Here is a 25,678-nt window from a genome sequence, read left to right as displayed (position 1 = left end):
CTCTAGACCTTGTTATCTTATCTGTAAAAAATCAGCCGCGTCGGCTTTTGAACCTGGCCAGTCATATCCATCCACTGATCAACAAGTGCATCATAATCTTGCTGCAACAAAACTCTTTGCCCAATGCGATAATCATCAACAGCAAAAGCATTGCTTTTCTTGAACCGCAACAAGGCATCATGGTCTGCGGTTGTCCGACCTCCGCCTACATTGAGGAATCTTACCCCACTTTCTCGCAGAGCACAGGTCATTGTGTAAAGACCAAGATTGCCGGCACCAAGACGTGAATAATCAGACAAACTGGCACCCAAGTGGTACAACGCGTTGTTCTTATATGTCAGAGCAATTGCAGAAGAAACCATGTCGGCGCCGGCAAAAACTCCGAACAACCGTACCGCACCCTCTGGAAAGTCACTTAGCAAATCGTAATACGCGTCATCGTACAGGAAGAAGCTAGGCGCATTATTGCGTTTCATAGTCTCCTCATAGAGGGTACGAAAATCCCGAAGGCCCCTCTCTAATTCAAGCTCCTTAGCCTCAAAGCCAATTTTTAGCGCTTTTCTAATCATGTTGCGTGTTTTAGACGGCAAAGACATCAGGATATCATCCGATTTATCTGGCAACGCGGAAACCGCAACTCGTCTATTGAATGCAACCTTGCAATCGGGATGAGCCAACTCGTGAGAGCGTGTAAAAACGCTGAAGCGTGTGAATTCGGCGACGACTTTCGTTGCACTGGCCCATTCATCGAAGGCTTGCCAAGCGTTACGAATAAAGTCCTTATCAGCAGTATTGCTCAGCGGACCACCATATCCATACGTGCTTGATATATCGAAGAATTTGGTCTCAATCTTTGTGCTCTCGCTAGACAAAGTGACAGGCGTCAAGACAAAGGGATAAGCAAAACATTTTTCACCATCATTGATGTGCCAGATATAGGACTTCCCCCCAGCCGAGCGAGTGTCATATAACCGGTGATACTCAGGTGTGGAGCAGACATCTACAACCGGAAAATGTTTAAGAACGTCGCCCCATTTCTCAGGGCTATCAACGCTTATCAAGTTAGATTTCATATTCGGGTCTTTGAAAAGACAGTGGATCAACAAACTTTTTTGACAGCAGTTTATTCATGTCTCTTTGAGCCTTTAGAACTTCCAGCATTTCGGCAATACCGCGCGACCTAACATACGGGTTTTTGACGTATTTCATATTGTCTCGAAACGCCTGGCTTGAAACTAACTTGATTGCATTCTGTATAGACGAGACTTCCAAATCCGCATCCACAACATTTTCGGATCGAACACGCCCATTCTGACGAGAGCCAATATTAATTACAGGCAGTTGGAAACTCGGTGCTTCCCACAAACCACTTGATGAATTTCCAATCATGTATCGAGCATAACTCATTGCTGCGTAGTAGTTATCAGCTCCCAAATGTTCGTAGAGACGAACTCGACCATTACTTTTGCGACAGTAATCAACTAAGCCCCTGTAAAATCTTCCACTCCCGGGGTCTGGGTTAGGCGCAGTCAATACAACATTGCCGCGTACCAGATCCAAGGCGGCCAAAAATAGCTTAATCTGATTTTCGAATGACATTGGATCGTATGTGGTAGGATGAAACGTTGCCAGAACGAAGTCTGAACCTACAGGCAAGTTTACCAAGCTGTAAAATTCTTCTTTACTCGAACTTTGCCGCTCTATCTGACTTAACGCTGGCTCTCCAACAGTCCGAATTCGCCAGCTTTCCTCGCCGACCGCCATCAACCGCTTAGCGTGCTCTGGCAATGCAGTAAAATGCAAATGCGCCAAGTTTGTTAGCAAGTAGCGGGTTTGGTTATCAGCTGAGCCTTCTGTGATATCCCCACCAGAATGATGCGCTATCGGTATTCGCATTAGAGATGCTACCGTGGCGACAGCTTGCATTTCCCAGCGGTCTCCAACAATGAAAACACAGTCAGGACGACTCTCGCTAAAAATGTCGAAAAAGCTAAATACGGCGCGAGAGTAAGCAGCTGCCATAGTATCATCTGTATCGTCGGTCTCTTCCATGAACCGAGCTAGATAGTCGATTTTGATTCCGTCGTCTTGAACGACTTTAACTGTATTGCCAAAACGGCTCAGGAGGTGACTTCCGCCTACTGTAACTTCAACCTCAAGATCTGCGTCCTCTATAGCGGCCTGAATAATTGGCTTGGTTGAAGCGTAATCCGAACGACTTAGAGTTACAAAATGAAGACGTTTCATACGGCGAAGTCTGGCTTCTTAAAAACACAATGATATTCTTCTATAGCGCTGATATTTGCCAGAGAATCGCTACGAATATGTCGGTCTATTGCGATCATTTCAAAATCGCCGAAGACGTTTTCGATCTCCTCCATATCAAAGAAATGAGAAACGCCCATATCTTTACAAGGGCCTACTCCAATCTTGTCAAAGGTCTTGGGCTCGATCAAAACGCCTGTGCCAACGCCCTCACAGTTGACCCCCCAAAGCTTGGAGTAAAAGAGAGCACCGGGTTTCATTACCCTGTAAACTTCAGAAACAGTACTATTTATCACTTTTCTGAGATTCGCATAAATAGCAAAGATGTCTATGACAACATCAAAACTACCATCCTCCCACGGCAATACAGAAAAATCTCCGGCCTTTAAATCTGGCTCCGCAGAGTTGATCTCTGCATTTTCCTGCTTTAATCGCTTATGCGCAAGCTCAACGCCATGAGAGGAACCATCAATTCCTGCAACAGCAAAGCCCTCACGGTGCAAGAACCAAAGGTTGGCCCCAGTACCGCAGCCAACCTCCAACACACGTATCTTAGCCTTATCCGCAGAACGAAAACTCCTCCCAAAAAACCTAACAAGATCCTCTGGAGGGTATCGCCCCCAACTTCGCGTTCGGAACTTATGGTCCCAATGCTGAGTGTATTCTGCAATCATGGAGCGATACCTTAAGGCCTGTGACTAGAGGAGGCTACCGATCTCTAGAGAGTCAAGATAGATTTCCCGCCGGTAAAATGGGGTCACATCCCGGAACAGAACATTCTTGGAACGAAGAGAAACGTCGTCCCTGAATTTATCCAATTGCTCGGAATAACCCAATTTCGGCAGCTTGAATGCGACAGGAATCTTGGCAATGTCAAGATGTACGAGTGTTGCATCCTGACTTACAATACCGAGATGCTTGCATTCCCGCCATGCACGTCCAGCAAGAGCTTCTGCGTTGTTCCAATCTTCACTATTTAACTCAACCGGGCATTCGCAGGTAATAAACGAAGTACCATCCTCTTTGACTTGACCACTAAAGATGCCCGCCGACGCGATGCGATAGTTTACAGCTTCTGGGTCAAAGTTCTGTAGGTAGGTAAAATCCTTGATCTTGTCGGCTTCAGTGATCATCGTCATAAGCACCAGTGAGGTCCGATGTTGATAATCCGACAGATCGCATTCAAAACCCATTGCAGAGCTAAGAGCTTTCACATTGTCGTTTGCCCAAATAACTTTATCAGCACAAATCTCGCGCTTGGTTGTTTTAACAACCGCTTTCCCAGAGTTCTCTGTGATCTTAACGACCGATTCACCGAGACATAGCTCCACACCCTTTTTCTGAAGCCACTGCGTAGTGCGCTCGCACCAACCACGCATTGCTTCGCCAGTATCAGGATAAATTGAGACGAAGTCGTCAACCTTCACCTTGAGACTTTTGCGCCTTGCGGCTAGTACGGTATCGAGCCAAGAATGGCTTTTCAGCACGAGCATCTCCTCGTCGGAAAGATGCTTCATACGCCCCATAGATGTCTGAGACAAAGCCTTTGCTTCAAGCTCGTTTGGTTCGACGTGGTAAATATTTTCAAAGATCTTCGAAAAAATACTCCCAGCGGTTTTCCCATATCTCCCGTCAAAAAGCTCTCTCAGAGTCCTAAAGTGGTCATTGGAATGGTCTTCACTAGCGAGCTTTACAAGCTCAGCTGTTATTGCATCTTTGATATTGCAGTCATCCATTGAGGACAAATCTGGCAGGGAATAACCTTGGGTAACTTTGCCATTAAATGCACTCTCGGAAACAAAATCAATTTCCTTTACAGCCCCACCCATTATCTCCGTAATCACGTCAGCTAGATCAACGGGGATAGAGTCGAAAACATGAACACCTTTGTCGACATTGAAGCCATGAACTTCACTCGAGTAAATTACTCCGCCAAAAAACGGAGCGGGATCAACCATATAGACTTTGCAATCTGGTTGTTTCAACAACTCGAGACAATCACAAAAGCCCTTAAACCCAGCCCCAGCAACGACATAAGTCTTAGTCATAACCACCAACCTCTACGGCAATACCTGAAATGTCATTCGCGACACTTACACGCGACACGCAGGACAAATACCACCTCAATCAAAAAAATCAAAAAGAAAAGAAATTTACATTCCTACAATTAAAACAAGCACTGGCTAGATGGTATGTTAATAATAGAATTCGACAATATTTTAGCGTTTCTATTTTTCATCGACGGCATTTCCTGATAACAGCCGACATTACTTAAAATTTTCCATACCTTCCTCGCCATAATATTGCTTTTATTTAAAAAACTCAAAATTTCATCGAGCTCCACCTCGCCATGATTATCTAAGATTAACGCATTAATCCAATAATTGCTTTCCCTGTCAGAAGATTCAGAAAAAAACGTACACCCTTCCATATCGGAAAATGCTTCTGCATATCGGCGAGCCAAAGCTCTTTTACGCCGCAAGAAATCAGGCATCATCTCCAATTGAGCACATCCAAGAGCGGCATTTATATTCGGCATACGGTAGTTATAGCCAACTTGATCATGGTCAAATTCCCATTTATGAGGGATCTTTGCGGTTGTCGTCAAATGCTTGGCTTTGTCGGCTAGTCTTTCATCGTTGGTAAGGATCGCTCCCCCGCCCCCAGTAGTAATTATTTTATTTCCATTGAATGAGAGAGCTGCGGCCACCCCAAAACAGCCAACATGATTGTCTTTGTACTTACTTCCAAGTGCTTCAGCAGCATCTTCAACAATAGGAATGCCCCATTTTTCACTAATGATGGCCAATCCATCCATATCACATGGATGACCAAAGGTATGCATTGGCATCAACGCCGCAATCCTTCGCCCAGTGTTGCGGTTAAAACATCCATCTTCCGTAATCTCTGCAATTTTAGAGAGATAGCCTTCAAGCGCCCGAACGTCTATTCCAAGTGAATCAAGATCGCTGTCAACAAAGTGCGGCACAGCACCCAGATAGGATACTGCGTTGGCAGAGGCAATAAAACTGAGGGCGGGAACCAGCACCTCGTCGCCAGACCTGACGCCAGCGAGTATTAGGCACACTTGAAGCGCAGAAGTTCCGTTAACAACGCTGATCGCACGTTTAACACCGCAGTAAGCGGCCAACTCCTGCTCGAAACGATCTACGTACGTACCGACAGAAGATACCCAACCTGAATCAAGACAATCTTTGACATAGTCCCACTCTTTACCTTCAAACGACGGCCTGTGAAGCGGAACTGGGTCATCTATCTGACCGATTACACTCTCTATTCTTGCCTTGATTTCCAAAGCCAAGATTTCGCTATTACTCATATAACGTATCTATCGGTCTTGTAGAGGGACAGGTTTTTGGGATTGCTAAACCACTCAATGGTTTTCAGGAGCCCCTTCCTGAGACCAGTGGCTCCTGAAAACTCGGGATTCCAGTCCATGTACTTTTCCGCTTTCAAAACTCCAGCACAGAGTCGGTCAACTTCGCTTTTTTCAGGTCTAAGTCTCTGCTCATCGCAGACGACCTGCACCTCTTCCGAACGCCCCATCAACTCAATAATAGCCCCCGCTAACTCACCAATAGATATTTCGTATCCAGTACCAATATTTGTCACAGAGCCGATTAAATCATCGCAAGCAGCTGCCAAAACGAAGCCTTTTGCCGTATCCGTTACATATGTAAAATCACGGGTCGGGGCCAATGAACCGAGTTTGACTTCTTTAGCCCCACTTGCAACCTGTGAGACGATTGCCGGAATCACAGCTCTTGCAGATTGCCGGGGACCAAAGGTGTTAAATGGCCTCAGCAAAGTTACAGGAAGATCAAATGATGCGTGAAATGACAATGCAATCATGTCAGCACCGATCTTGGAAGCAGAATACGGCGATTGCCCTTGAAGGGGGTGCTCTTCGGTAATCGGCACGAATTTGGCTGTCCCGTAAACCTCTGAGGTCGACGTACAAACGACGCGATCGACACCAAAGTCTCTTGCTGCCTGCAGAACATTCAGTGTGCCATGAACATTGGTATCCACGTAGCTCGCAGGCGCAGAATACGAATAGGGTATAGCTATTAGCGCAGCAAGATGTAAGACCACATCACATCCCTTAACTGCGTCGCGTACGCTACCCGCATCTCGAATATCTCCAAGGACGACTTCGATTCTCGATGTTATCTCATTCTCACAATTGTCCAGCCATCCCCAAGCGCCGATTGAATTGTACATGGCAAACGCACGGACGTCATGTCCACTGCGAACCAAAGCTTCCACCAAATGTGAACCAATAAACCCATCAGCACCTGTCACCAGAATTTTCTTATTGCTCAGTTTCATGTCGCTTCGAACCAATTTTGCGGCGCCTGGCCATACTAAATACGTCTTAAAGGAGAAAATCCGACTGCAGAGAAAACATTCTCGAATACACCAGAACGCTCTATTACGGCGTTCCACTCAAGGTCATTTACACTAGGAGTCCGAAAATCAAACTTTTCTAGCATTGAGGCACTAGTCACCTTACCCCCACGATTTAGCCAAAAAAATCTTCCATCTCGTTCACGGACAAACTCATCTACCCATGAATAGTGAGAACTAACCACACCGATCCCTAGGGCGCAATATTCAATCAACTTGGTGGAAGTTTGAATATTATATGGGTACACATCAGGTATAAAATTTAGCCCTGCAATCGCCGATAAAGCCAAATCTGGCAGGACAGACTGATCAACACGACCAGTAAAAACGATATCTTTGTTGCCACGAAACTCGTCAAAAACGCCTCTTTCCGGCTCACCTACCAACAGGATTTTTAAATTGATGCCGCGACAAACCAGACTTTTGACAAACTCGTGCACGCCACGACTTTTTGTCAGACTTCCCATGTAAACTAAATGGTATTCCTTTTTCACATTTCTGGCGGTTTCTGCAGCCAGAAAGAAAGATTTGTCCACTCCCATATCTCTTATAGAAGCTGGCACTTCATCCTTGAACTTAAAACCGGATCTAACCCTTTTATTCAGAAAAACCCGATAATCTGGTCGAGCGTTTGCTACTTTTTTTGCTAAATTTTTAATCTTTGCAAAAGGGGCTGTAGAGAGCGAGTTGTATTCGTGAACCGTGAAAATATGATCTCGTCTCGGCAATAGGCCTGGGAATTTCCAAAGAACATCATATGCAGCCCCCAAGCATTTACAGCTAGAGCAGGCTTCAAACGTCTCGACACCATCAAATTGATCCAGATATCGCCTATAAGCAGTGACCTCGGGCAAGTAGGAACCGGCAGATCGCTCGAACAGGATTTTCATTCTTCGTCTTTCAGATTCATCACGATCAAAAACGCCAAAAAAAATTAAACGCCACTTCCGTTGAGTTCTAGCTCAAGTTTTGAGATTAAAACACATGATTTGAAAACAAACAGATGTTAGAAAGCCAGAAATAGATTTTAAGGAAGTTTATATGCGGGTTCTTGTGACTGGTGGTGCCGGATATATCGGCTCACATGTTGTTTGGATGCTCCTAGATCACGAACACGAACCGGTGGTCGTAGATGACCTATCAACGGGCTACCGACACCTCATACCTGAAGATGTGACCTTCTTCCAAGCAGACATCGGCAACAAACAAAAACTGTTTGAGTTGTTTGCCGCTGTTAAACCTGAGGCAGTTATGCACTTTGCCGGGTCTATCGTCGTTCCGGAATCAGTAAGCAACCCGCTTAAGTACTACGAACACAACACCATCAACACAATCAACCTTGTTGAAGCATGCATCAGGCATAATGTCAAAAATTTCGTCTTCTCCTCAACTGCAGCGGTTTATGGCGATCCAGAGAAGCCTTCAATTGACGAGAAAACCCCCACGCAGCCGACCAACCCTTATGGAATGTCTAAACTTATGGTCGAGAGAATCTTGAGAGACGTATCGAACGCTCACGACTTCAGGCACATAAATCTAAGGTATTTTAATGTGGCAGGGGCCGACCCAATGGGCAGAACAGGACAATCGACGCCTCAAGCTACACACCTTATCAAGGTTGCGACTCAAACACTTTTGGGCATACGACCATCCATGAAGGTATTTGGGACAGATTACGACACGAGAGACGGAACCTGCGTAAGAGATTTCATTCATGTTTCAGATTTGGCCGAAGCGCACATTTTGGCACTCAATCATCTTACGAAAACCAAACAGAACAATACATTCAATTGTGGATATGGCCATGGCTTCTCAGTGCTTGAAATCCTCGATGCAATTCAGAAAGCTGCTCCGGAGAGGCCCTTCACCATCGAAAATGCAGAGCGCCGACCGGGGGATCCACCCGCTCTGGTAGCAAATTCTTCCCATATCAAAAGCACACTTAAATGGGTGCCGAAGTTTGACAACATCACATTTATTGTAAAAACGGCGCTGGATTGGGAAAAACGTCTATTAACCGAGCAAAGTTAGTCTTTTTTCAGTTTTCACGAATGAGAACAAAATGTCTTTGAAGAACAAAATCGACTATTCAATCAATCCTTCCTACAACTCGCGGGAAGAGAGGAATAAGTTTGTTTATAGCCTACTTGAAGGCTCAACAAATAAATCTGTCGTTAATGTAGGAAGTGGGGGCGAGAGGTTTCTGCAAAATTTTGCAAAAGATTTCGATGTTTTTGACATTGATATCAATGGTGATGTTGACCTCAAGGTTAATCTTGAGAGAGATTTGCCGCTTCCACTTAAAGACAATCAATTCGGTTTAGCCGTTTGCCTAGATGTTCTGGAACACATTGAGACTTTCCACGCTGTGTTCTCTGAGATCAACAGAATCACGACCGACAGAATTATAATTTCCTTACCGAACCCACTTCATGAATACATGTTCAACATCATAAAGGGCCAAGACTACCTTAAAGAGGGAGACGACAAGCACCGCTTTGGCCGGCGCTCAAAGTACTATGGCATACCCTTGTCAAAGCCGTGTGACCGACATAAGTGGTTTTTCTCGTTTGACGAGGCATACGATTTTTTTGAACAAAATGCCGATAAATACGGTTACGAAGTCGAAAAGGTGTTTTTTCCGAGAAGAGATACCCTCCTAAAGAACATTATTCGGCGCGTTCATTTTGATCTGTATATCAATTTTGTTCCGAGAGCATTTTGGATCATTTTGAACAAGAAAAAATGAAACAGGCAAAACGACTAGTTCTTTTTTTTACGTTTGACGTATCCCTGCAAACATGGCTTGAGACAGGCCTCTTTGCACGTGAGGTCGAACTTTACCGAAGATTGATTAAAAATGGTTGGGACGTAACGTTTCTGACCTACGGGACGAACAATGACCTTGAACTGGCAAAAAAAATATCGCCGATCAAGGTCGTTCCCCTTTTCAAGAAGTGGCGACCTAGCAACCCCATAATCCGCTTAGTTTTGTCTCCATTCCTCATCTTCAAGGCCAGAAAACTGATAAAGAACTGCAGCGTTTTAAAAACGAACCAAATTTGGGGAGGATGGAACGCAGTTCTTGCTCGGTGGGTATGGGGACGGCCCCTAGTTGTACGCGGCGGCTATGAACCATATGCATTCTCGATACATCAAAACCAACCCAAGCCAAGGCAGATTTTCACCAAATTGATGACCGGGCTCTGTTATCGAAATGCAGATGCTGTCTTTCTGGCAACGAAAGAAGATTTGGACTTTGCCAAAACACACTTTTCAATTCACACGCAGGAAATATACATTAGAAGCAATTGGGTAGACACTGAACACTTTCGTCCAAGCCTCAAAAAACGATCCGCTTTAGAAATCCTCTACGTTGGACGCTTCAACTCTCAGAAGAACCTTACTACACTTATTAAAAGCTTGGCCAATAGTGACTACATTCTGCACTTAGTCGGCGACGGCGAACAAAGACATGAACTTGAGGAACTGGCAGAAAAAGTATCGGTTTCGGCAATTTTTCATGGCCGCCTACCCAACGATGTACTTTCGAAATTTATGGCAGAATTCGAAATATTTGCCCTGCCGTCACTGTTCGAAGGGAACCCTAAGGTTCTGATAGAATCAATGTCGGCAGGACTGGCAATTGCAGCTACAGATAGCCCCGGTATCAATTCACTAATACGCCACAATGAAACCGGCGTCCTATGCCCTCCATCGGAAGAAGGACTGAGGAGGGCAATAGACAGTCTTGCAGCTTCGAAGAACTTCCGAATGTCTATTGGGAAAAAAGCAAGGTCCTATATTTTAGAGCACCACAGCTTAACAAGTTTCGCAAATGAAGAAGAAAGAATTTTATCTAGTTTAGCAGAAAAGAAATACGATGAAACCTGAAGTAACAGTGCTCATGTCTGTTTTCAACGGAAGCAGTACCGTAGCAAGTTCTGTTGAAAGCATACTTAATCAAACATTTAAAAACTTTGAGTTCATCATAATAAATGATGGATCAACAGATGAAACATCTGATATTTTAAATAGATTTGCTAAAGCAGATAGTCGTATTAATTTATTCGAGCAAAAAAACTTGGGGCTAACAAAATCTCTTAATAATGGAATAAATATAGCAAACGGCAAATACATTGCACGTCAAGATGCTGATGATCTATCTAAGCCACAAAGGCTGGAGAGGCAGCTTTTTCTTTTTCAAAACAACCCCTCAATTGCGCTTGTCGGAAGTAATTCCGAAGACCACTACGACAGCCTTGGCGCATCATCTGAATGGGGCTTCTACTCAGATGAAGAACTTAAATCTATTGTATATTTGCAAACACCTTTTCCCCATTCATCAGCAATGGTCAGGACCGACGCATTGAGAGCCGTCGGCGGCTACAATGAGGATTTCAAAACAAGTCAGGATGCAGATCTATGGATGAGAATTGCTTCAAAGTATATGATTTCCATGTGTCCAGAAGCACTTATCGAAAGACACATTCACCCCAACTCAATTAGCTCGAAGAAGCATTTTCGTCAGTGCATTGACAGTTTCAATGCTCGTCGAAGGAGCGGAAAAGTAAATCTGCCGCGCTGTATCTGCATCTTAATTCGACAGCTTGCCGTTGGCTCAATACCTCAGACAACAGCCTTAACCCTCAAAAGGTTTAAAAAAAAGCTCACAGGAAGGCATGCTGAGCCCTAACCATCACACCTTCACCACTGCAGCGAACACAGCCAACGTCTCCTCACTCACATGATGCTCGATGCCCTCGGCATCGAACTCTGCGACTTCGGGGTCGACACCAATGGAGACCAGGAAGTTATAGACGATCTGGTGGCGTTCGCGACATTTTTTGGCAAGCGTCTCGCCTTTTTCTGTCAGGAAGATCGAGCGGTAGGGGCGTGAGGTGACGTAGCCGTCGCGCTCGAGCCGTTTGATGGTGTTATTCACCGTGGCAGCCGTTACGCCAAAGCGCTCTGCCAGGGCGACTGAGCGCGCCTCGCCTTCTTCGGCGATCAGGTCGCCGATCATTTCCACGTAGTCTTCGGTCACTTCGCGGGCGTGCGCGTCGCGCAGGCGCGCAAAAACTTCGGCCTTGTTGTGACGCGGGTTAAGGCTTGTGTCGTCGCCCATTAAACTCTCCAATCCAGACTCCTGAAATCTTCATAACAAGTAAGTTGGCAAATAGCAATTTAGCCTTGACTAACTTTAAAAGTCCGCACATAAATAGGGGACATTTACCAGAGTAATTCCAATTAGCTTTCGGATGCCCTGATGTCGTTTTCCCCCACTGCCCGACCCGTCGCTCGTTATCTTGTTGCACTTGCCTTTGCGCTATTTGTTAGCGCGGGCGCTGCCCATGCGAAGCCGCTGAATGTCGTTGCGACCACATCGATGATTGCCGATGCCGCGCGTCAGGTCGCCGGTGATCGGGCCGAGGTCACAGCACTCATGGGCCCGGGTGTGGATCCGCATTCCTATCGTCAGACGCGAAGCGATATTGCCGCGCTGGCGCGTGCCGATCTTGTTTTGTGGCATGGCCTTTATCTTGAGGCGCAGCTTGAAGAGTTCTTCCTTGATCTTGGCAAACGCCGCAACGTGGTTGCCGTCGGCGAAGCCGTGGCACGCGAGAAGCTTCTGAGCCATGCCGACTATGAAGGCCGGTTTGATCCGCATGTCTGGATGGATCCGAAACTATGGGAAACCGTGGTTTATGCCGTGCGCGATGCCCTGATTGCGACCGATCCCGATGGCGAGGCAACCTATAACGCCAATGCAGACACCCATGTGGCCGAGATCGAAAAACTGGTCGACTATATGACATCCGTCACCGCCACCGTGCCAAAGCAAAGCCGCGTGCTGTTGACTGCCCATGACGCGTTTAGCTATTTCGGGCGTGGCTATGATTTCGACGTATTGGGCATTCAGGGTATCTCAACAGAATCCGAGGCAGGCCTTCGCCGGGTCGAGGAATTGGTCGACACCATTGTCGAGCGCAAGATATCAGCCGTCTTTGTCGAAAGCTCCGTGCCGGAACGCAATGTGCGTGCCCTGATTGAAGGGGCTTCTGCCCGTGGCCAGGACGTTACGATTGGTGGTACGCTATATTCCGATGCGATGGGTGAGCCCGGCACCTATGAAGGCACCTATATCGGCATGATTGATCACAATGCGACATTGATCACCCGCGCCCTTGGCGGCGATGCCCCCGAAGGCGGTTTTCAGGGCAAGCTTGCGGCCGGGTCATAACCGCTTCACATATTAATCGCGATGGCATGACGCAAAACGAAGCAGGACAAACACCATGAGCAGCGCCAAACTGGTTGCAGAATCAGGCAAGATACTGGACGTCGCATCCAAGGACGCGCCGCTGACCGTGCGCGGACTGACGGTATCTTATGGCAATAAGCCGGCTGTTTTTTCCGTTGATGCCTCGATCCCGGCGGGCTCCATGACCGCGATCATCGGCCCGAATGGCGCCGGCAAGTCGACCTTCCTCAAGGGCGCGCTTGGTGTGGTCCCGCGCCTTTCCGGCGAAGTGCGTATTTTTGGCAAGCTGTTTGAAGATGCCCGTGATCGTGTGGCCTATGTACCGCAACGCGCCAGTGTTGATTGGGATTTTCCGGCGCGTGTGATCGATGTCGTCCTGATGGGGCTTTATGGATCGGTCGGGCTGTTTCGCCTGTGGCGGGCACGCCATCGGGAACAGGCAATGGAGTGCCTCAAACGCGTGGGCATGGCCGATTTCGCCGACCGCCAGATCGGCCAACTTTCTGGCGGACAGCAACAGCGCGTGTTTCTGGCGCGCGCCTTGGCGCAGAATGCCGAGTTCTATTTGCTTGATGAGCCGTTTGCTGGCGTCGATGCCGCGACGGAGCGCGCCATTGTTTCGGTGCTGAAGGAACTTAAATCCGAGGGCCGCACAGTGGTTTGCGTGCATCATGATCTTTCGACCGTGGCCGAGTATTTTGACCGGGTTCTTCTGATTAATGTCCGGCGCATTGCCGAAGGCCCGGTCGAGACGACCTTCACCGCCGAGAACCTTCAGGAAACTTATGGTGGTCGACTTGCCGCCACCCATATCGATGAATTGCATCTGGCGTAACGCACATGGGATTTGGTGATTATTTCATAAGCGCCCTTTTCCTGCAGGCTGGCTATAACAGCGCGCTTGTTGCCATTGGTGCAGGTCTGCTTGGCCTGTCGGCCGGCAGTGCCGGGGCGTTTATTTTCCTGCGCAAGCGTGCCCTTGTTTCCGATGCGATCAGCCACGCCACCCTGCCCGGTGTCGGGCTTGCATTCATTATCATGGTGGCGTTTGGCAGTGACGGGCGCTGGTTACCGGGACTTATTCTGGGATCGGCAATTTCATCGGCCATCGGGCTTTTGATGGTCGAATGGATCACACGCAAAACCCGCCTGACAGAGGATGCCGCGATCGGTGCCGTGCTGTCGGTGTTTTTCGGCTTTGGCATCGTTCTTTTGACCGTGATCCAGACCATGTCATCAGGCCGTCAGGCCGGGCTTGAAAACTTCCTGCTGGGTTCCACCGCAGGCATGCTGATTTCAGAGGCCACCACCATCGCCGTTGCCGGGGCCATGGCGGCAGGCTTTGTTTTCCTGCTTCGGCGTCCGATGACGCTTGTGGCGTTTGATCCGGAATATGCCGCGACCACTGGCGTTAATGTCCGTAATATCGACCTGGCAATGATGGGGCTTGCCCTGATTGTCACGGTGATCGGGCTTAAGATCGTTGGTCTTATCCTGATTGTGGCCCTTTTGATCATTCCGCCGGTGGCGGCGCGCTTCTGGACCAATCAGGTCGGCAAGATGATCGGGATTGCCGCCGTCATTGGCGGCCTTTCGGGTTATGTCGGGGCGGTGTTGTCGGCCGCGCACGCGGCACTTCCGACCGGACCGATCATTGTTCTGGTGGCCTTCGGGTTCTTTATGATTTCGGCGCTCTTTTCGCCGTTGCGGGGCGGGCTGGCATCGGCATTGCGGCATCAGCGGTTTCAGCGCCGCGTGCATCGCCGGCAAGGCTTGCTGTCGCTCGCGCGCCGTGAACCGATCTATGATGGACTGACCATTCGTATCCTGCGCCGTGCCGGGATGATCCGTGCTGACGGGGTTGCCACCGCGCGCGGCCGGATTGCCGCAGAAAAGGCCGCCCATGACGAGGCCCGCTGGGCGATGGCGCGCCGGATGCTGCCCGATGATTCGGCCATTGAACGCTATGACGGGCTGACCCCGATTGAACGGATGATGACGCCCGACCAAATCGCCGAGATTGATCGCATGATCCAGAACGCACAAACCACCCAGGGAGCAAAGGCATGATCGATGATCTGATCATTGCCCTTGGCGCGGAGTTTGTCCAGTTGAGCCTAACACCGATTGTGATTGGCACGCTGGCCGCCATTGCCTGTGCGCTTCCGGGTAATTTCCTGTTGCTGCGCAGGCAGGCCCTGATTGGGGATGCGATCAGTCATGTTGTCCTGCCCGGTATTGTTGCGGCCTTTCTGGTGACCGGCACCATCACCGCCGTACCGATGATGCTGGGTGCAGGCGCGGCTGCGATCATTGCCGTGGTGATGATCGAAATCGTCAAGCGCCTCGGTCGGGTTGAACCGGGGGCGGCGATGGGGCTGGTGTTCACAACCCTGTTTGCCGCCGGTGTTTTATTCCTTGAAATTACCGATACCAGTTCGGTGCATATCGATGTGCAGCATGCGTTGCTCGGCAATCTGGAAAGCCTGATCTGGTTTGATGCCGAAGGCTGGGGATCGCTTTTGGATCCGGCCGCGCTTGCGACCCTGCCACCACAATTGCCGCGCCTGGCGGTTGTTCTGGTCGGCATCGGGCTGTTTATTTTCCTGTTCTGGAAAGAATTGAAAATCTCGACCTTTGATGCCGCCTTTGCCGGGGCGATTGGTATTCGTACCCGCGCCCTTGGCTTTGCGCTGGTCGTGGCAACGGCCGTTGCCGCCGTCGCTGCCTTTGATGCTGTTGGCTCAATCATTGTCATCGCGATGTTTGTTTGCCCCCCGGCCAGTGCACGTCTGATGACCAATCAATTGAGCCGTCAGGTTGGCTGGTCGGTTGTCTTTGCAACAATCTCTGCCGTTCTGGGCTATGTGTTTGCCGGCTATGGTCCGGGCTGGTTCGGATCACCCTACGCGGTCAGTGCCGCGGGTATGATTGCCACGGTTTCGGGCGGGATCCTTCTTCTGACCTGCCTGTTTGGTCCGCAACGCAAACGCACCGGTCAGAACGCGGAAGCCTGACAGTTTCCTGTCGCGTCATGCACCGCCGACAGGCATAGTGTCGTGATGATTGCCATGATAATCACTTTGTCCCGAACATACCTGCAGCAAATCGGCCTGATTGCAGCACTGGTTCCGGCCCTTGCCGGGGCCAGTCATGCCCAAACCGAGCACACCGCACCGATCGCTGATCTGGCAGCCGAACTCCGTCAGTTTGGCGATATCGAGCTGTCGATCTTTGACGGGCGGGATGACTTTTTAAGACAGATAGACGCGGCACTTGGGCTTGGCGCGATCAAGGATCCTGATCAGACCTTTGCCAGACTGCCGCGCTCCCCATTTACTGTCACCGGACGCAAAGGGGATACGGCATTGCCGACCTGCCGGATTTTCATTCCGGCGAAAGTCATCCCGGACAGCAGCATCGAAATCTTTGCCGAACTGATGCGCAACTGGTTTGGGACGCGGCTTCACTATGCCAGCACTGCGGAATTGACCTTTCGCTGGCTGATCTTCCATGAAGTACGTCATTGTCAGCCCGATCATTTCGGCGGGGATGCGTTAAAAGACCACCGCGACGAGCACGAAGCAGATCTGTTTGCCTTCCAAGAATTGGCAAATACGCAAAACCGATCTCAACTGGCCACCGATATCATTGCATTTCGAATCATCACATCCGCCCTGATTGCCGAGCCCAGCCACATGACGGGTTTATCCCTCAAGCGTGCACTTGCAGGCACAGAACAGATCGCGCCGCCTCCAGCCAAAATGGAAATGGCCGCCTTCCGGACGGTTCGTGAGATGATCGGCCAACGGGCAAAATCAATCGCCACGGCCGTCACCCCCACCAACCGTGAGCTGATCCGTGCCATTACCGAATTGCGCAATGAAGTCGATCACACAACGGCACGTACAGGCGATCCAATGATTGCCGAAATCCTGATCGCGCTCGACAATGCGATCGCACATTTCTCCCCCGGCCTGCATCAATCCGTTGCAACGATCCGGGAGAATTAATTCGCGCCACCTATTTTGCAAACTGTCATGATCGGATGTTGCGACGTGATCATGGCCTGACCTCGACACGCACAATGACACCTATCCACAATAAAAATTATCATTGTTTTTGCAGCGCCATGATAGATGTTTGGCACATGCGTATGACCAAGTCCCCATGGTAACCCCAACCTTCATCTGATCACCGGAAGTCTGAACAGAACGATGCCTGATAAAATCCGCCGCCTCAAACCATTCGAGTTTCCCCTTGCCGTTGAGTGGGCCGCCAAGGAAGGCTGGAATCCTGGCCTTTCTGATGCGGAAGTGTTTTTCAACACCGATACAGATGGCTTTTGGGGCGCGTTTGACAAACAGGGACTGGCTGCGGTGATTTCAGCCGTCCAGTACAGCTCGGATTTCGGGTTTGTCGGATTTTATATCTGCCGCCCGGATCGGCGCGGTTCCGGTCTGGGCTATCGCCTGTGGCAAGCTGTGCTTGACGACAGCGTGCTTAAAACCATCGGCCTTGATGGTGTCATTGATCAGCAGGACAGTTACCGCCAATCCGGCTTTGAATTCGCCCATCGCAATGTCCGCTATGGCGGCGTGGTTAAGGCCGATATCGAAATCCCGGATGATCTGTTCACGCTTGCAGTGGATGACATTGCCATTGTCGATGCCTTCGAGCAGACCTGCCACCTGTTCCCCGAAAGCCGGATTGAATTCCTGCGCGGCTGGATCGGCAATGACAAGCATACCGCCCTGGCCCTTAAGGGACCGATGGGACTTCGGGGTTATGGTGTAATCCGCCCGTGTCGTGAGGGCCACAAGATTGGTCCGCTGTTTGCCCATAACCGACAAGATGCACAAACCCTGTTCGCCGCCCTTTTACAAAGCCGCGATGATCAGAGCGCCAAAGTCTATCTTGATGTCCCGGAACCAAATCAGACCGCAATTGATCTGGCAACTGCACACGGCATGGTACCGGAATTCGAAACTGCGCGTATGTATAAGGGTCCGGCGCCAAAACTTGCGCATGATATGATTTTTGGGATTTCGTCGTTCGAGTTAGGTTAGCTTTACGCAATCGCTTCCACTAAAGCCCTGCAATATCAGAAAATGTCAGGATTCCGATCCTGCTTTTGTGCGTAGGCTTTTGTATAAAAGCAGTGTGTATATCCATACTTATATGCGCATATTAGTCTTCTCTGGGATTGAGAATTGCACAAAAGTCTGGCAACTAAAGATTGGGCACCAAAAGTATAGCAATAGATAGACCTATGCCGTAGTTTTGAAACTTGGTTGATAATTGGCAGAATGCTTTTCGCCTATTGGGGCAGGAAGTTATTGCAGACATATGGAAAAAGGGTGATGAAAACCCAATTTTTGAAGTGTAATGCGATTTTAATTTGCAGCTTTGAGCTGTCCATACAGGGGGAATTTATCTGCAAGGTATAATACCGATGATGACGTGACGACCCGTTTCGCGTTGGTTGCCGTCAAGCAGCCGCGCATTTTCAGGAATTTGTTTTTAAAAGCCGGATACCACAAACCGACATGGATATAGCGACACTTATTGGAATTATCGCCGGAATGGGCGTTATTTTCGGCGCCATTTTGATGGGCGGCAGCCTTGATTCCTTTGTCGACGTTCCATCAATCATGGTCGTGTTTGGCGGGACTGCGGCAGCAACCCTGATCAAATTCCCGATGCGCGACGTGATCAAGTCACTCAAGATCGGGATCAGCATTGCGTTCAAAAACCCGAAGGAAGACCCGCTTTCGATCTACGAAAAAGCGATCGAACTTGCCGGGCTTGTTCGCAAAAACGGCCTGCTGGGTCTGGAAAATGTCGAGATTGAAAACGAAATCATGGCGCGCGGCATTCGCATGTGCGTGGATGGCCACAGCGGCGAAGTCATCAGAAGCTCGATTTCAAGCGAAGTGGAAAAATCCATCCAGAATGATGAACTTGGCGAACTGATGTTCCGCGGCATTGGCGACACCGCGCCAGCCTTTGGCATGATCGGAACGTTGGTCGGCCTGGTGCAGATGCTCGCCAACCTTTCGGATCCGGATGCGATCGGCCCCGCAATGGCCATTGCAATGCTGACAACTTTCTATGGCGCAGTTCTGGCCAACCTGATCGCCCTGCCGGTTGCCGACAAGCTGGCACTCAAGGTGGACCGCCTGAAGAACACAAAACAACTGATCATTGAATCCGTTGTGCAAATCCAGGCCAGCCAGAGCCCGATGGTCATGAAGGAAATCCTTGGCCCCTATCTTCCCGGTGGTGTTCCGGCTGACGAAGACGCTGGCGGCGGGGAATGATCCGGATGGCAGCGCTTCAACAGGCAACAGGCTGGGCATAGTCCATGGCAAAGAAACCCGCAGCAGGTGCACCGGCCTGGATGGCGACATTCGCTGATCTTATGTCGTTGCTGCTTGTCCTGTTTGTGCTTTTGCTGACCTTTGCTGAGATGGATGTCATCCGCTACAAGCAGATTGCCGGGTCGGTAAAGGCCGCCTTCGGTTTTTCCCAGCAAGATCAGCTTGCCGGGGTGATTGAACTCGATGGTTCGATTGTTGGCAAATCTCTTAAGGCGCCGACCCCCGATACTCCGCGCGTGGTATCGGAAATTCCGCCTGTCGAAACACCCCAGGTCGAAAGCAAGGAAACCGATACCAAGGAACAAAAAGCCGAGGCGCTTGAAGAAACGCTCAGTTCGGTCCTTGATAATATGGGACTTCAGGATCAGGTCGGACTGGAACGCATCGACGGTGAAGTTGTCATGCGTTTTCCCAACGAACTGGCTTTTCCGTCAGGCTCATCGGGCATGACCGATGAATTTGCCGCCATCCTTAACCGTGTTGCGCCCGTCATCAACCAGACAGAAGGCGAAATTAAGGTCGCAGGCCATACGGACAATGTTCCCGTTTCGGCATCGTCACCCTATATATCAAACTGGGATCTTTCAGCTGCACGTGCGACATCGGTGTTGCATTTCCTGATCAACCAGAATGGAACAGACCCCGGACGCATGGTCATTCAGGGATATGGCGACAGTCGGCCGCTTGCGACCAATGACACGCCCGAAGGTCGCGCGACAAACCGGCGGGTTGAAATCACCATTGAAATGGTTGAAAGCAATTACGATCCGGATGGTGCTGCGGCGGCAGGAACCGGCACTGGAACTGACGCTGGCATCCCGACTTCGAACGGAGAGGGCGATGTCGGCGATGGAGAAATCGGCGGGAACACAGATATCAACGATCAGATACCTGAAAGACGGCGCACATTTAGCATTCCGTCCGACGGCCTCTGACGGATATCAGACGACAGGCGCAGAGTGACCAACCTGAAAGCAGAGGAACCCCCGCATCATGGCGAGCCATGACAACAAGAAAAAGACGATCCTCTATGCGGACTACAGTGAACGCAACATCAACGCGGCACGCGTGGCGGTCGAACCTCTTGGTTTTGGCAAATTTGTCACCTGTGATGATCGTGACCGTACCGTTGAACTTGTTGCCGAGCTCAAACCCGATATGGTGTTGATCGGCCTTTACCTTGATGGCATGCGCGGCATTTCGACCATCCGGGCCATTCGTGATTCCGCCACAGATGACACCCCCCACGGGCGCGATGTCCCGATCCTTCTGGGCGCGCCGAAACTTGACCGGCGCGGCATGCGCGATGCCGTCGATGCCGGCATTGAAGGCGTCTTTCGTCAGCCGATTGATGCCAAACGCCTTACAAAGATTATCGAAACAGTCCTGAAAAAGCCACGCCGCTTCGTGCTTGAAGAAAACTATTTCGGCCCGGCACGGCCGCAGGATTTGGCAAAGACAAGCCCCCTTCCCGCCACCAGGACCGAGGCAGCGACAGCCGTTGCCAAGCCGTCGGCAAATCCGCAAACCAAAGAAAAATCTGATACCACCGCCGTTCAGTCCACCAAAAACGCAGCCCCCAAGCGGACGCTGGACAATGATGGTGCGGGCCCTCAAACCCGGACGAAAACGCCAAAGAAATCACCGACCATCGATATCACGCCACTCGTTATCGCGGATACCAAGCCGCGCCTGAATGGTGCCGGACAGACATTTGGCGATGATGAGCTTGTCAACATTCCGGGCACAGATGGGAAAAGCACCCGCGATCAGAACCTTGAAGCGGCTCAATCAGCGCGCGAAGCCCTGGTTCCCGGGGTCGTCAAAACCGAAACCAAGCCCGATGCCATCCCCGACGAAGATGGCATCGAAATCGAAGAAGAAGCACAGATCGAGGACGAAGAACTTGTCGAAATTGATCTGCATGAGGCCCTGATCAGTCACAAACTTTGGGTCGATACCGGCGGGCGCGAGGGTACGGTGATGTCCATCGAACACGCCGATCTACGTGATGCGGAGCTTGAAGGGATCGATCTCAGCCGATGTGGCCTGCCCTTTGCCAGTTTCCAGCGTGCCAATTGCAAGGATGCGGTTTTGCGCCGCTGCAATCTGATTGCCGCCGACTTTGGTGAAAGCAATCTCGATAACGCCAACCTGGCAGCAAGCCGCCTTGCCGGGGCGCGCTTTGGCAAGGCGGTGATGCGTAATACGGTGTTTCTTGGGTCTGATCTTTCAAACGCCAACTTCCGCGGGATGCAGTTGCCAAACTGTGATCTGAGTGGCACCAATCTGGCCGGGGCGGATTTCCGTGATGCGGATCTGAGTGGCACGCGCGGCCTGTTTGCCGAACAGATTCAGCGCGCCCGTGTCAATGCCAACACCCGCCTGCCCAGGAGCCTCAAGCTTCGGGATTAATCCAGCTCACAGACCATATGCAGACTGGGAAAGCTGAAATCCGGTGCAAACGGGACGGCGAAACCTCCGATCACCCGAAAGCCACAGGATTCATAAAATCGTTTGGCTGTAAACGTCGAATAGCATTCGAAGCGGGTTACGTTTTCTGCTGCCTTGGCATCTTTTACACAGCGATCAAACAGCATACTGGCTACGCCTTTGCGGACGTGGTCGGGATCGACGGCGAAATGCCGCATATGGGCAAGGCCACTTTGAACATCGCCCTCGTTGCTTCCCGGCCTAACCGCCGTCCAGCCTCCGGCCCCGACAACATCTCCGTCCTCGGATTTCGCAATATAATAGGTGCCTGAATTCAGAAGATCGGGTTTTGCAAAGGTCAGAAACGGCATAGCGCGCTCAAGGATTTCGGGCGCATAGTCATTGACCAGAAATGTCGAATAGGACCGGGCAAACAATGCACTGACAGTGACCGCATCATCGAGTTTTGCGACATGGATCGTGATCTTTGCCATCAGCCTTCCTACCTCCGGCCAAACATCTTTTCGATGTCGTGAAGCTTCAGCTCAACATAGGTCGGGCGACCGTGGTTGCACTGGCCTGAATGCGGGGTGGCTTCCATCTGGCGGAGCAGTGCGTTCATTTCGTCAGCATTAAGCTTGCGCCCGGAACGCACAGACCCATGGCAGGCCATGGTCGCGCAGACATACATCAGCCTGTCTTTCAACGCCATGCCCTGGCCCAGTTCGGCAATTTCATCGGCCATGTCGCGCACCAGTGCGCTCACATCAACCTTGCCCAGCAGTGCGGGCACTTCGCGCACTACAATCGCACCTGGGCCAAACGGCTCGATCACAAGACCCAGTTCTGCAAATTCCTCTGCCCGATCCGCAATACGATCAGCCGACGCTTCATCCAGTTCAACCACTTCGGGCAGCAACAATCCCTGCCGCTTGACACCATTGGCGGCAAGATCCGCCTTCATGCGTTCATAGACAATGCGTTCGTGTGCTGCGTGCTGATCGACGATCACCAACCCGTCGCGGGTCTGGGCGATGATATAGTTGGCATGCACCTGCCCGCGCGCCGCCCCCAGCGGATGATCGACAAATTTTCCCTCATCGGCAATGTTATCAATCCGCGCGGACGGTGCGGCAGCGTCATAGCCACCCGAAAGGGCTGCCGCCGCGGCCGCAGCAAAGCCGCCCTCGCCACCTGTGATGTTAGCGCTACCACCCGATCCGCCAAACTCGCGCCCGCGATCAAACAGGCCACCATAGTTTCCTTGGCTTTCCATCGGGGATTGGGCGGCGTAATTGCGTTCAATCGCGGCATGGCCCGGCACGCTTGGCTGATATTGTCCGATGTTAAATCCGCTGCCGCCGCCGCTTCGTGCGCCACCGCCATACGGAAGTGAGGGTCCCTCACCTTCGCGGCGCACCGCCCCCAAGGCCATGTCGGCCACCGTGGTCGAGGCCCGATGCCCCGCCCCGGCCAGCGCATGTTTCAGTGCGCCGACAATCAGCCCACGCACCATGCCGGGATCACGGAACCGGACCTCGGTCTTGCCGGGATGGACGTTGACGTCGACATCGCGTGGGGAAAGTTCAAAGAAAAGTGCTAATAACGGATGGCGATCACGTGCCAGAAAATCCTGATAGGCACCGCGCACCGCCCCTTGCAGCAGCCGATCCTTGACCGGGCGGCCATTAACAAACATGAACTGCATCTGGGCATTACCCCGGTTGAGTGTCGGCACCCCGGCATAGCCGGTCAGGCGGATGCCTTCACGCTCTGCCTCGATCTGAAGGGCGTTGTCCTGGAATTCGCGGCCCATCACCGCGCCCAGCCGTTTCAGGCGGGCATCAAACAGATCACCTTCGCAGGCCGGGTAATTCAGGATCGTTTTGTTGTTATCACCACTGAGTGTAAAGCCGACATCCGGGCGCGCCATCGCCAGGCGATCCATGATCTCGCGCGCATACATCTGTTCGGTCCGCGCGGTTTTAAGGAATTTCAGACGTGCTGGCGTGGCATAGAAAAGATCACGCACTTCAACACGCGTGCCATAGGGATGGGCGGCCGGTTCGGGTGCGCCCTTGGCCCCGCCTTCAACCGCCAGCGTCCAGGCATTTTCAGAGCCGCGTACCCGGCTGGTCAGGCGCATGCGCGACACCGACCCAATCGATGGCAAGGCCTCGCCACGAAAGCCCATGAAACCGATATTGAAAAGATCATCATCGGGCAGCTTGGATGTCGCATGACGTTCGACGGCCAGTGCCAGTTCTTCCGGCGTCATGCCCTTGCCGTCATCGGTAACGGATAACAACGTCCGACCGCCATCGCGCAGATTGACATCCACCTTGGTCGCCCCGGCATCAAGGGCGTTTTCAACCAGTTCCTTCAGCGCAGCCGCAGGACGTTCGACCACCTCACCGGCGGCAATCTGGTTGATCAGGTTCTGTGGCAGGACGCGCAGGGTCATGAAGGCGGTGCTCGTGATGTTTGTCTTGGTTGGGATGAACCTATCAAAGCACAAAGCGCGGCGAAATCCCTTTCACCGCGCTTTGCAACTTTTCCGATGTGGTTCTGCGATCAGAAGGCCAGATCACCTTCCGGCTTGCCAACCACGGTCACCGTGACATTGGCCGGGTCCATCAGACTTGCTGCCACCCGGTTGACGTCATCAAGCGTGACGGCATTGACCATGTCATTGCGACGATCAAGGAAGTCCATGCCAAGATCTTCCTTTTGCATGCCGACCAGCATGCCCGACAGATTGCCGAGGCTGGTAAAGCGCAACGGGAACGCCCCGGTGAGGTAGGCCTTGGCATTATCAAGTTCTTCCTGGGTACTGCCGTCCTGCTTCATCTTGGTCCATTCCGTACTGATCAGCGACAGGCTTTGACCAATCGCGTCATTGCGCGTGGCAACCCCGCCCATCATCATGTCGGCATGATCAAGATTGGCGAGGTAGCTATAGACGCCATAAGCCAATCCACGCTTTTCACGGACTTCCTCGGTCAGGCGCGATGAGAAGCCACCACCACCCAGGATATAATTCATCACATAGGCCGCATAGAAATCCGGATCCTGGCGTTCGATGCCCTTCTGGCCCCAGATCGCCTGACTTTGCGGGATGTCCTGTTCGATCACGTCGATATCGCCATAGGTCGGCGTGACATCGGCGATCTTGGGCAGATCGCTTTTGTCTGGCAGGGCGCCAAAGGCCTCGTCGAGCAAAGGACCAAGTTCTTCGGCGGTGATATCACCGGCGACGCCCACAATCAGGTTGTCCTTGGCAAAGGCACGGCGCACGAAACCACGAAAATCATTGGCGCTCAAACCGGCCACGGTTTCAAGCGTGCCCGAGACCGGACGCGCATAGGGATGATCGCCAAAGATCGAGGCAAAGAATGTGCGGCTGGCGATATCGCGCGGATCGGTCTCGGCCCGTTTGAGGCCCGAAACAACCTGTGCGCGGATACGTTCAACCGCCTCGTCATCAAAGCGCGGCTCGGACAGGGCCAGACGCAACAGATCAATCGCCGTTTCGCGTTCACGCGTTAGCGTGGTCAGTGATCCGGCAAAATCATCGCGCCCGGCATCAAAGGAAAGACCGATCGACCGGTTTTCCATTTCACTGCGGAAGGTCTGGCTGTCCATGGCACCTGCACCTTCGTCAATCAGGCCCGATACCATATTGGCCAAACCAAGTTTGCCATCGGGATCGGTTGCCGCCCCGGCACCGGTAAAGGCGATATCCATGGTCATCAGCGGGTTCATGTGATCTTCGATCAGCCAAGCGCGAATGCCGCCGTCTGAAATCACTTCCTGAACTTCGACCGCCTTGGCCTGTTGCGCAAAGCCAAGCGTTGTCGCAAAGGCAACACCGGCAATCTGTTTAAACAGCTTGTTCATA

At 51.2% G+C, this 25,678-nt stretch carries 24 protein-coding genes; 13 read left to right on the top strand and 11 right to left on the bottom strand.

Going from position 1 to position 25,678, the window contains the following annotated elements:
• Positions 1-17 precede the first annotated feature (17 nt).
• The 7 genes from AUQ41_RS12230 to AUQ41_RS12200 all read right to left on the bottom strand — a co-directional run bounded on the left by AUQ41_RS12230 (position 18) and on the right by AUQ41_RS12200 (position 7,586).
• Positions 18-1,073 (bottom strand): GNAT family N-acetyltransferase, encoded by a 1,056-nt coding sequence (locus AUQ41_RS12230; protein ID WP_063088666.1) that lies wholly within the window; start codon positions 1,071-1,073, stop codon positions 18-20.
• Positions 1,063-2,247, bottom strand: a complete 1,185-nt coding sequence (gene neuC / locus AUQ41_RS12225) for a UDP-N-acetylglucosamine 2-epimerase (RefSeq protein ID WP_063088665.1) — start codon at positions 2,245-2,247, stop codon at positions 1,063-1,065. The genes AUQ41_RS12230 and neuC overlap by 11 nt, the downstream gene beginning before the upstream one ends.
• Positions 2,244-2,939: a class I SAM-dependent methyltransferase gene (locus AUQ41_RS12220; RefSeq protein WP_063088664.1), complete on the bottom strand. Its 696-nt coding sequence runs from the start codon at positions 2,937-2,939 to the stop codon at positions 2,244-2,246. Before AUQ41_RS12220 ends, neuC begins: the two co-directional genes overlap by 4 nt.
• Positions 2,940-2,963: 24 nt before the next feature.
• Positions 2,964-4,313: an NAD(P)/FAD-dependent oxidoreductase gene (locus AUQ41_RS12215; RefSeq protein ID WP_063088663.1), complete on the bottom strand. Its 1,350-nt coding sequence runs from the start codon at positions 4,311-4,313 to the stop codon at positions 2,964-2,966.
• A gap of 119 nt (positions 4,314-4,432) precedes the next feature.
• A complete protein-coding gene (locus AUQ41_RS12210) occupies positions 4,433-5,605 on the bottom strand; it encodes a LegC family aminotransferase (RefSeq protein ID WP_063088662.1) in 1,173 nt (390 codons plus the stop codon).
• The gene (locus AUQ41_RS12205; protein ID WP_063088661.1) at positions 5,602-6,618 is read right to left on the bottom strand and encodes an NAD-dependent 4,6-dehydratase LegB; all 1,017 of its coding nucleotides are present in this window, start codon (positions 6,616-6,618) and stop codon (positions 5,602-5,604) included. Before AUQ41_RS12205 ends, AUQ41_RS12210 begins: the two co-directional genes overlap by 4 nt.
• Positions 6,619-6,653: 35 nt before the next feature.
• Entirely contained in the window at positions 6,654-7,586 is a 933-nt protein-coding gene (locus AUQ41_RS12200; protein WP_063088660.1) for a hypothetical protein, read from the bottom strand.
• A 151-nt stretch (positions 7,587-7,737) separates the two neighbouring features.
• Between AUQ41_RS12200 and galE the strand changes: the two genes are divergently transcribed.
• Genes galE through AUQ41_RS12180 form a run of 4 tightly spaced genes read left to right on the top strand, consistent with a single transcriptional unit; the run spans position 7,738 to position 11,392 of the window.
• Complete coding sequence (gene galE / locus AUQ41_RS12195) at positions 7,738-8,727, top strand: UDP-glucose 4-epimerase GalE (RefSeq protein WP_063088659.1); 990 nt, start codon at positions 7,738-7,740, stop codon at positions 8,725-8,727.
• Positions 8,728-8,758: 31 nt separating this feature from the next.
• Positions 8,759-9,445: a bifunctional 2-polyprenyl-6-hydroxyphenol methylase/3-demethylubiquinol 3-O-methyltransferase UbiG gene (locus tag AUQ41_RS12190; protein WP_063088658.1), complete on the top strand. Its 687-nt coding sequence runs from the start codon at positions 8,759-8,761 to the stop codon at positions 9,443-9,445.
• Positions 9,418-10,590 (top strand): glycosyltransferase family 4 protein, encoded by a 1,173-nt coding sequence (locus tag AUQ41_RS12185; protein WP_143588664.1) that lies wholly within the window; start codon positions 9,418-9,420, stop codon positions 10,588-10,590. The genes AUQ41_RS12190 and AUQ41_RS12185 overlap by 28 nt, the downstream gene beginning before the upstream one ends.
• Positions 10,580-11,392: a glycosyltransferase family 2 protein gene (locus tag AUQ41_RS12180; RefSeq protein WP_063088656.1), complete on the top strand. Its 813-nt coding sequence runs from the start codon at positions 10,580-10,582 to the stop codon at positions 11,390-11,392. Before AUQ41_RS12185 ends, AUQ41_RS12180 begins: the two co-directional genes overlap by 11 nt.
• A 3-nt stretch (positions 11,393-11,395) precedes the next feature.
• Here AUQ41_RS12180 and mntR read toward each other — a convergent pair whose 3' ends face one another.
• Complete coding sequence (gene mntR / locus AUQ41_RS12175) at positions 11,396-11,824, bottom strand: manganese-binding transcriptional regulator MntR (protein WP_063088655.1); 429 nt, start codon at positions 11,822-11,824, stop codon at positions 11,396-11,398.
• Positions 11,825-11,965: 141 nt separating this feature from the next.
• On the opposite strand from mntR, the gene AUQ41_RS12170 reads away from it, so the two are divergent.
• The 9 genes from AUQ41_RS12170 to AUQ41_RS12130 all read left to right on the top strand — a co-directional run bounded on the left by AUQ41_RS12170 (position 11,966) and on the right by AUQ41_RS12130 (position 21,759).
• Complete coding sequence (locus tag AUQ41_RS12170; RefSeq protein WP_063088654.1) at positions 11,966-12,940, top strand: metal ABC transporter solute-binding protein, Zn/Mn family; 975 nt, start codon at positions 11,966-11,968, stop codon at positions 12,938-12,940.
• A gap of 55 nt (positions 12,941-12,995) precedes the next feature.
• Positions 12,996-13,796, top strand: coding sequence for a metal ABC transporter ATP-binding protein (locus AUQ41_RS12165; RefSeq protein ID WP_063088653.1), 801 nt, complete (start codon positions 12,996-12,998; stop codon positions 13,794-13,796).
• Between the two features lie 5 nt (positions 13,797-13,801).
• A complete protein-coding gene (locus tag AUQ41_RS12160) occupies positions 13,802-15,031 on the top strand; it encodes a metal ABC transporter permease (protein ID WP_063088652.1) in 1,230 nt (409 codons plus the stop codon).
• Positions 15,028-15,978, top strand: a complete 951-nt coding sequence (locus AUQ41_RS12155) for a metal ABC transporter permease (RefSeq protein ID WP_063088651.1) — start codon at positions 15,028-15,030, stop codon at positions 15,976-15,978. Before AUQ41_RS12160 ends, AUQ41_RS12155 begins: the two co-directional genes overlap by 4 nt.
• Before the next feature lie 54 nt (positions 15,979-16,032).
• Complete coding sequence (locus AUQ41_RS12150) at positions 16,033-16,974, top strand: hypothetical protein (RefSeq protein WP_143588665.1); 942 nt, start codon at positions 16,033-16,035, stop codon at positions 16,972-16,974.
• 204 nt (positions 16,975-17,178) lie between these two features.
• A complete protein-coding gene (locus tag AUQ41_RS12145; protein WP_063088649.1) occupies positions 17,179-18,030 on the top strand; it encodes a GNAT family N-acetyltransferase in 852 nt (283 codons plus the stop codon).
• A 516-nt stretch (positions 18,031-18,546) separates the two neighbouring features.
• Complete coding sequence (locus tag AUQ41_RS12140) at positions 18,547-19,284, top strand: motility protein A (RefSeq protein WP_232308384.1); 738 nt, start codon at positions 18,547-18,549, stop codon at positions 19,282-19,284.
• A 44-nt stretch (positions 19,285-19,328) separates the two neighbouring features.
• Entirely contained in the window at positions 19,329-20,279 is a 951-nt protein-coding gene (locus tag AUQ41_RS12135; protein WP_083952678.1) for an OmpA family protein, read from the top strand.
• A gap of 58 nt (positions 20,280-20,337) precedes the next feature.
• Positions 20,338-21,759, top strand: coding sequence for a pentapeptide repeat-containing protein (locus tag AUQ41_RS12130; protein ID WP_063088647.1), 1,422 nt, complete (start codon positions 20,338-20,340; stop codon positions 21,757-21,759).
• Here the strand turns inward: AUQ41_RS12130 and AUQ41_RS12125 are convergent.
• The 3 genes from AUQ41_RS12125 to AUQ41_RS12115 form a co-directional block, all read right to left on the bottom strand.
• On the bottom strand, positions 21,756-22,271 hold the full coding sequence (locus AUQ41_RS12125; protein ID WP_063088646.1) for a GNAT family N-acetyltransferase: 516 nt from the start codon (positions 22,269-22,271) through the stop codon (positions 21,756-21,758). The two genes, AUQ41_RS12130 and AUQ41_RS12125, sit on opposite strands and share 4 nt — an antisense overlap.
• Positions 22,272-22,279: 8 nt before the next feature.
• A complete protein-coding gene (mutL, locus tag AUQ41_RS12120; RefSeq protein WP_063089009.1) occupies positions 22,280-24,241 on the bottom strand; it encodes a DNA mismatch repair endonuclease MutL in 1,962 nt (653 codons plus the stop codon).
• A gap of 110 nt (positions 24,242-24,351) precedes the next feature.
• Positions 24,352-25,677: a pitrilysin family protein gene (locus tag AUQ41_RS12115; RefSeq protein ID WP_063088645.1), complete on the bottom strand. Its 1,326-nt coding sequence runs from the start codon at positions 25,675-25,677 to the stop codon at positions 24,352-24,354.
• Position 25,678: the final 1 nt, after the last annotated feature.

Origin of the sequence: Thalassospira sp. MCCC 1A02898 (genome assembly GCF_001618185.1) — a bacterium.
GTDB classification, from domain to species: domain Bacteria; phylum Pseudomonadota; class Alphaproteobacteria; order Rhodospirillales; family Thalassospiraceae; genus Thalassospira; species Thalassospira tepidiphila.
The sequence above is the reverse complement of the archived record's forward strand: the minus strand, read 5'-3'. Positions and strand labels throughout refer to the sequence as shown.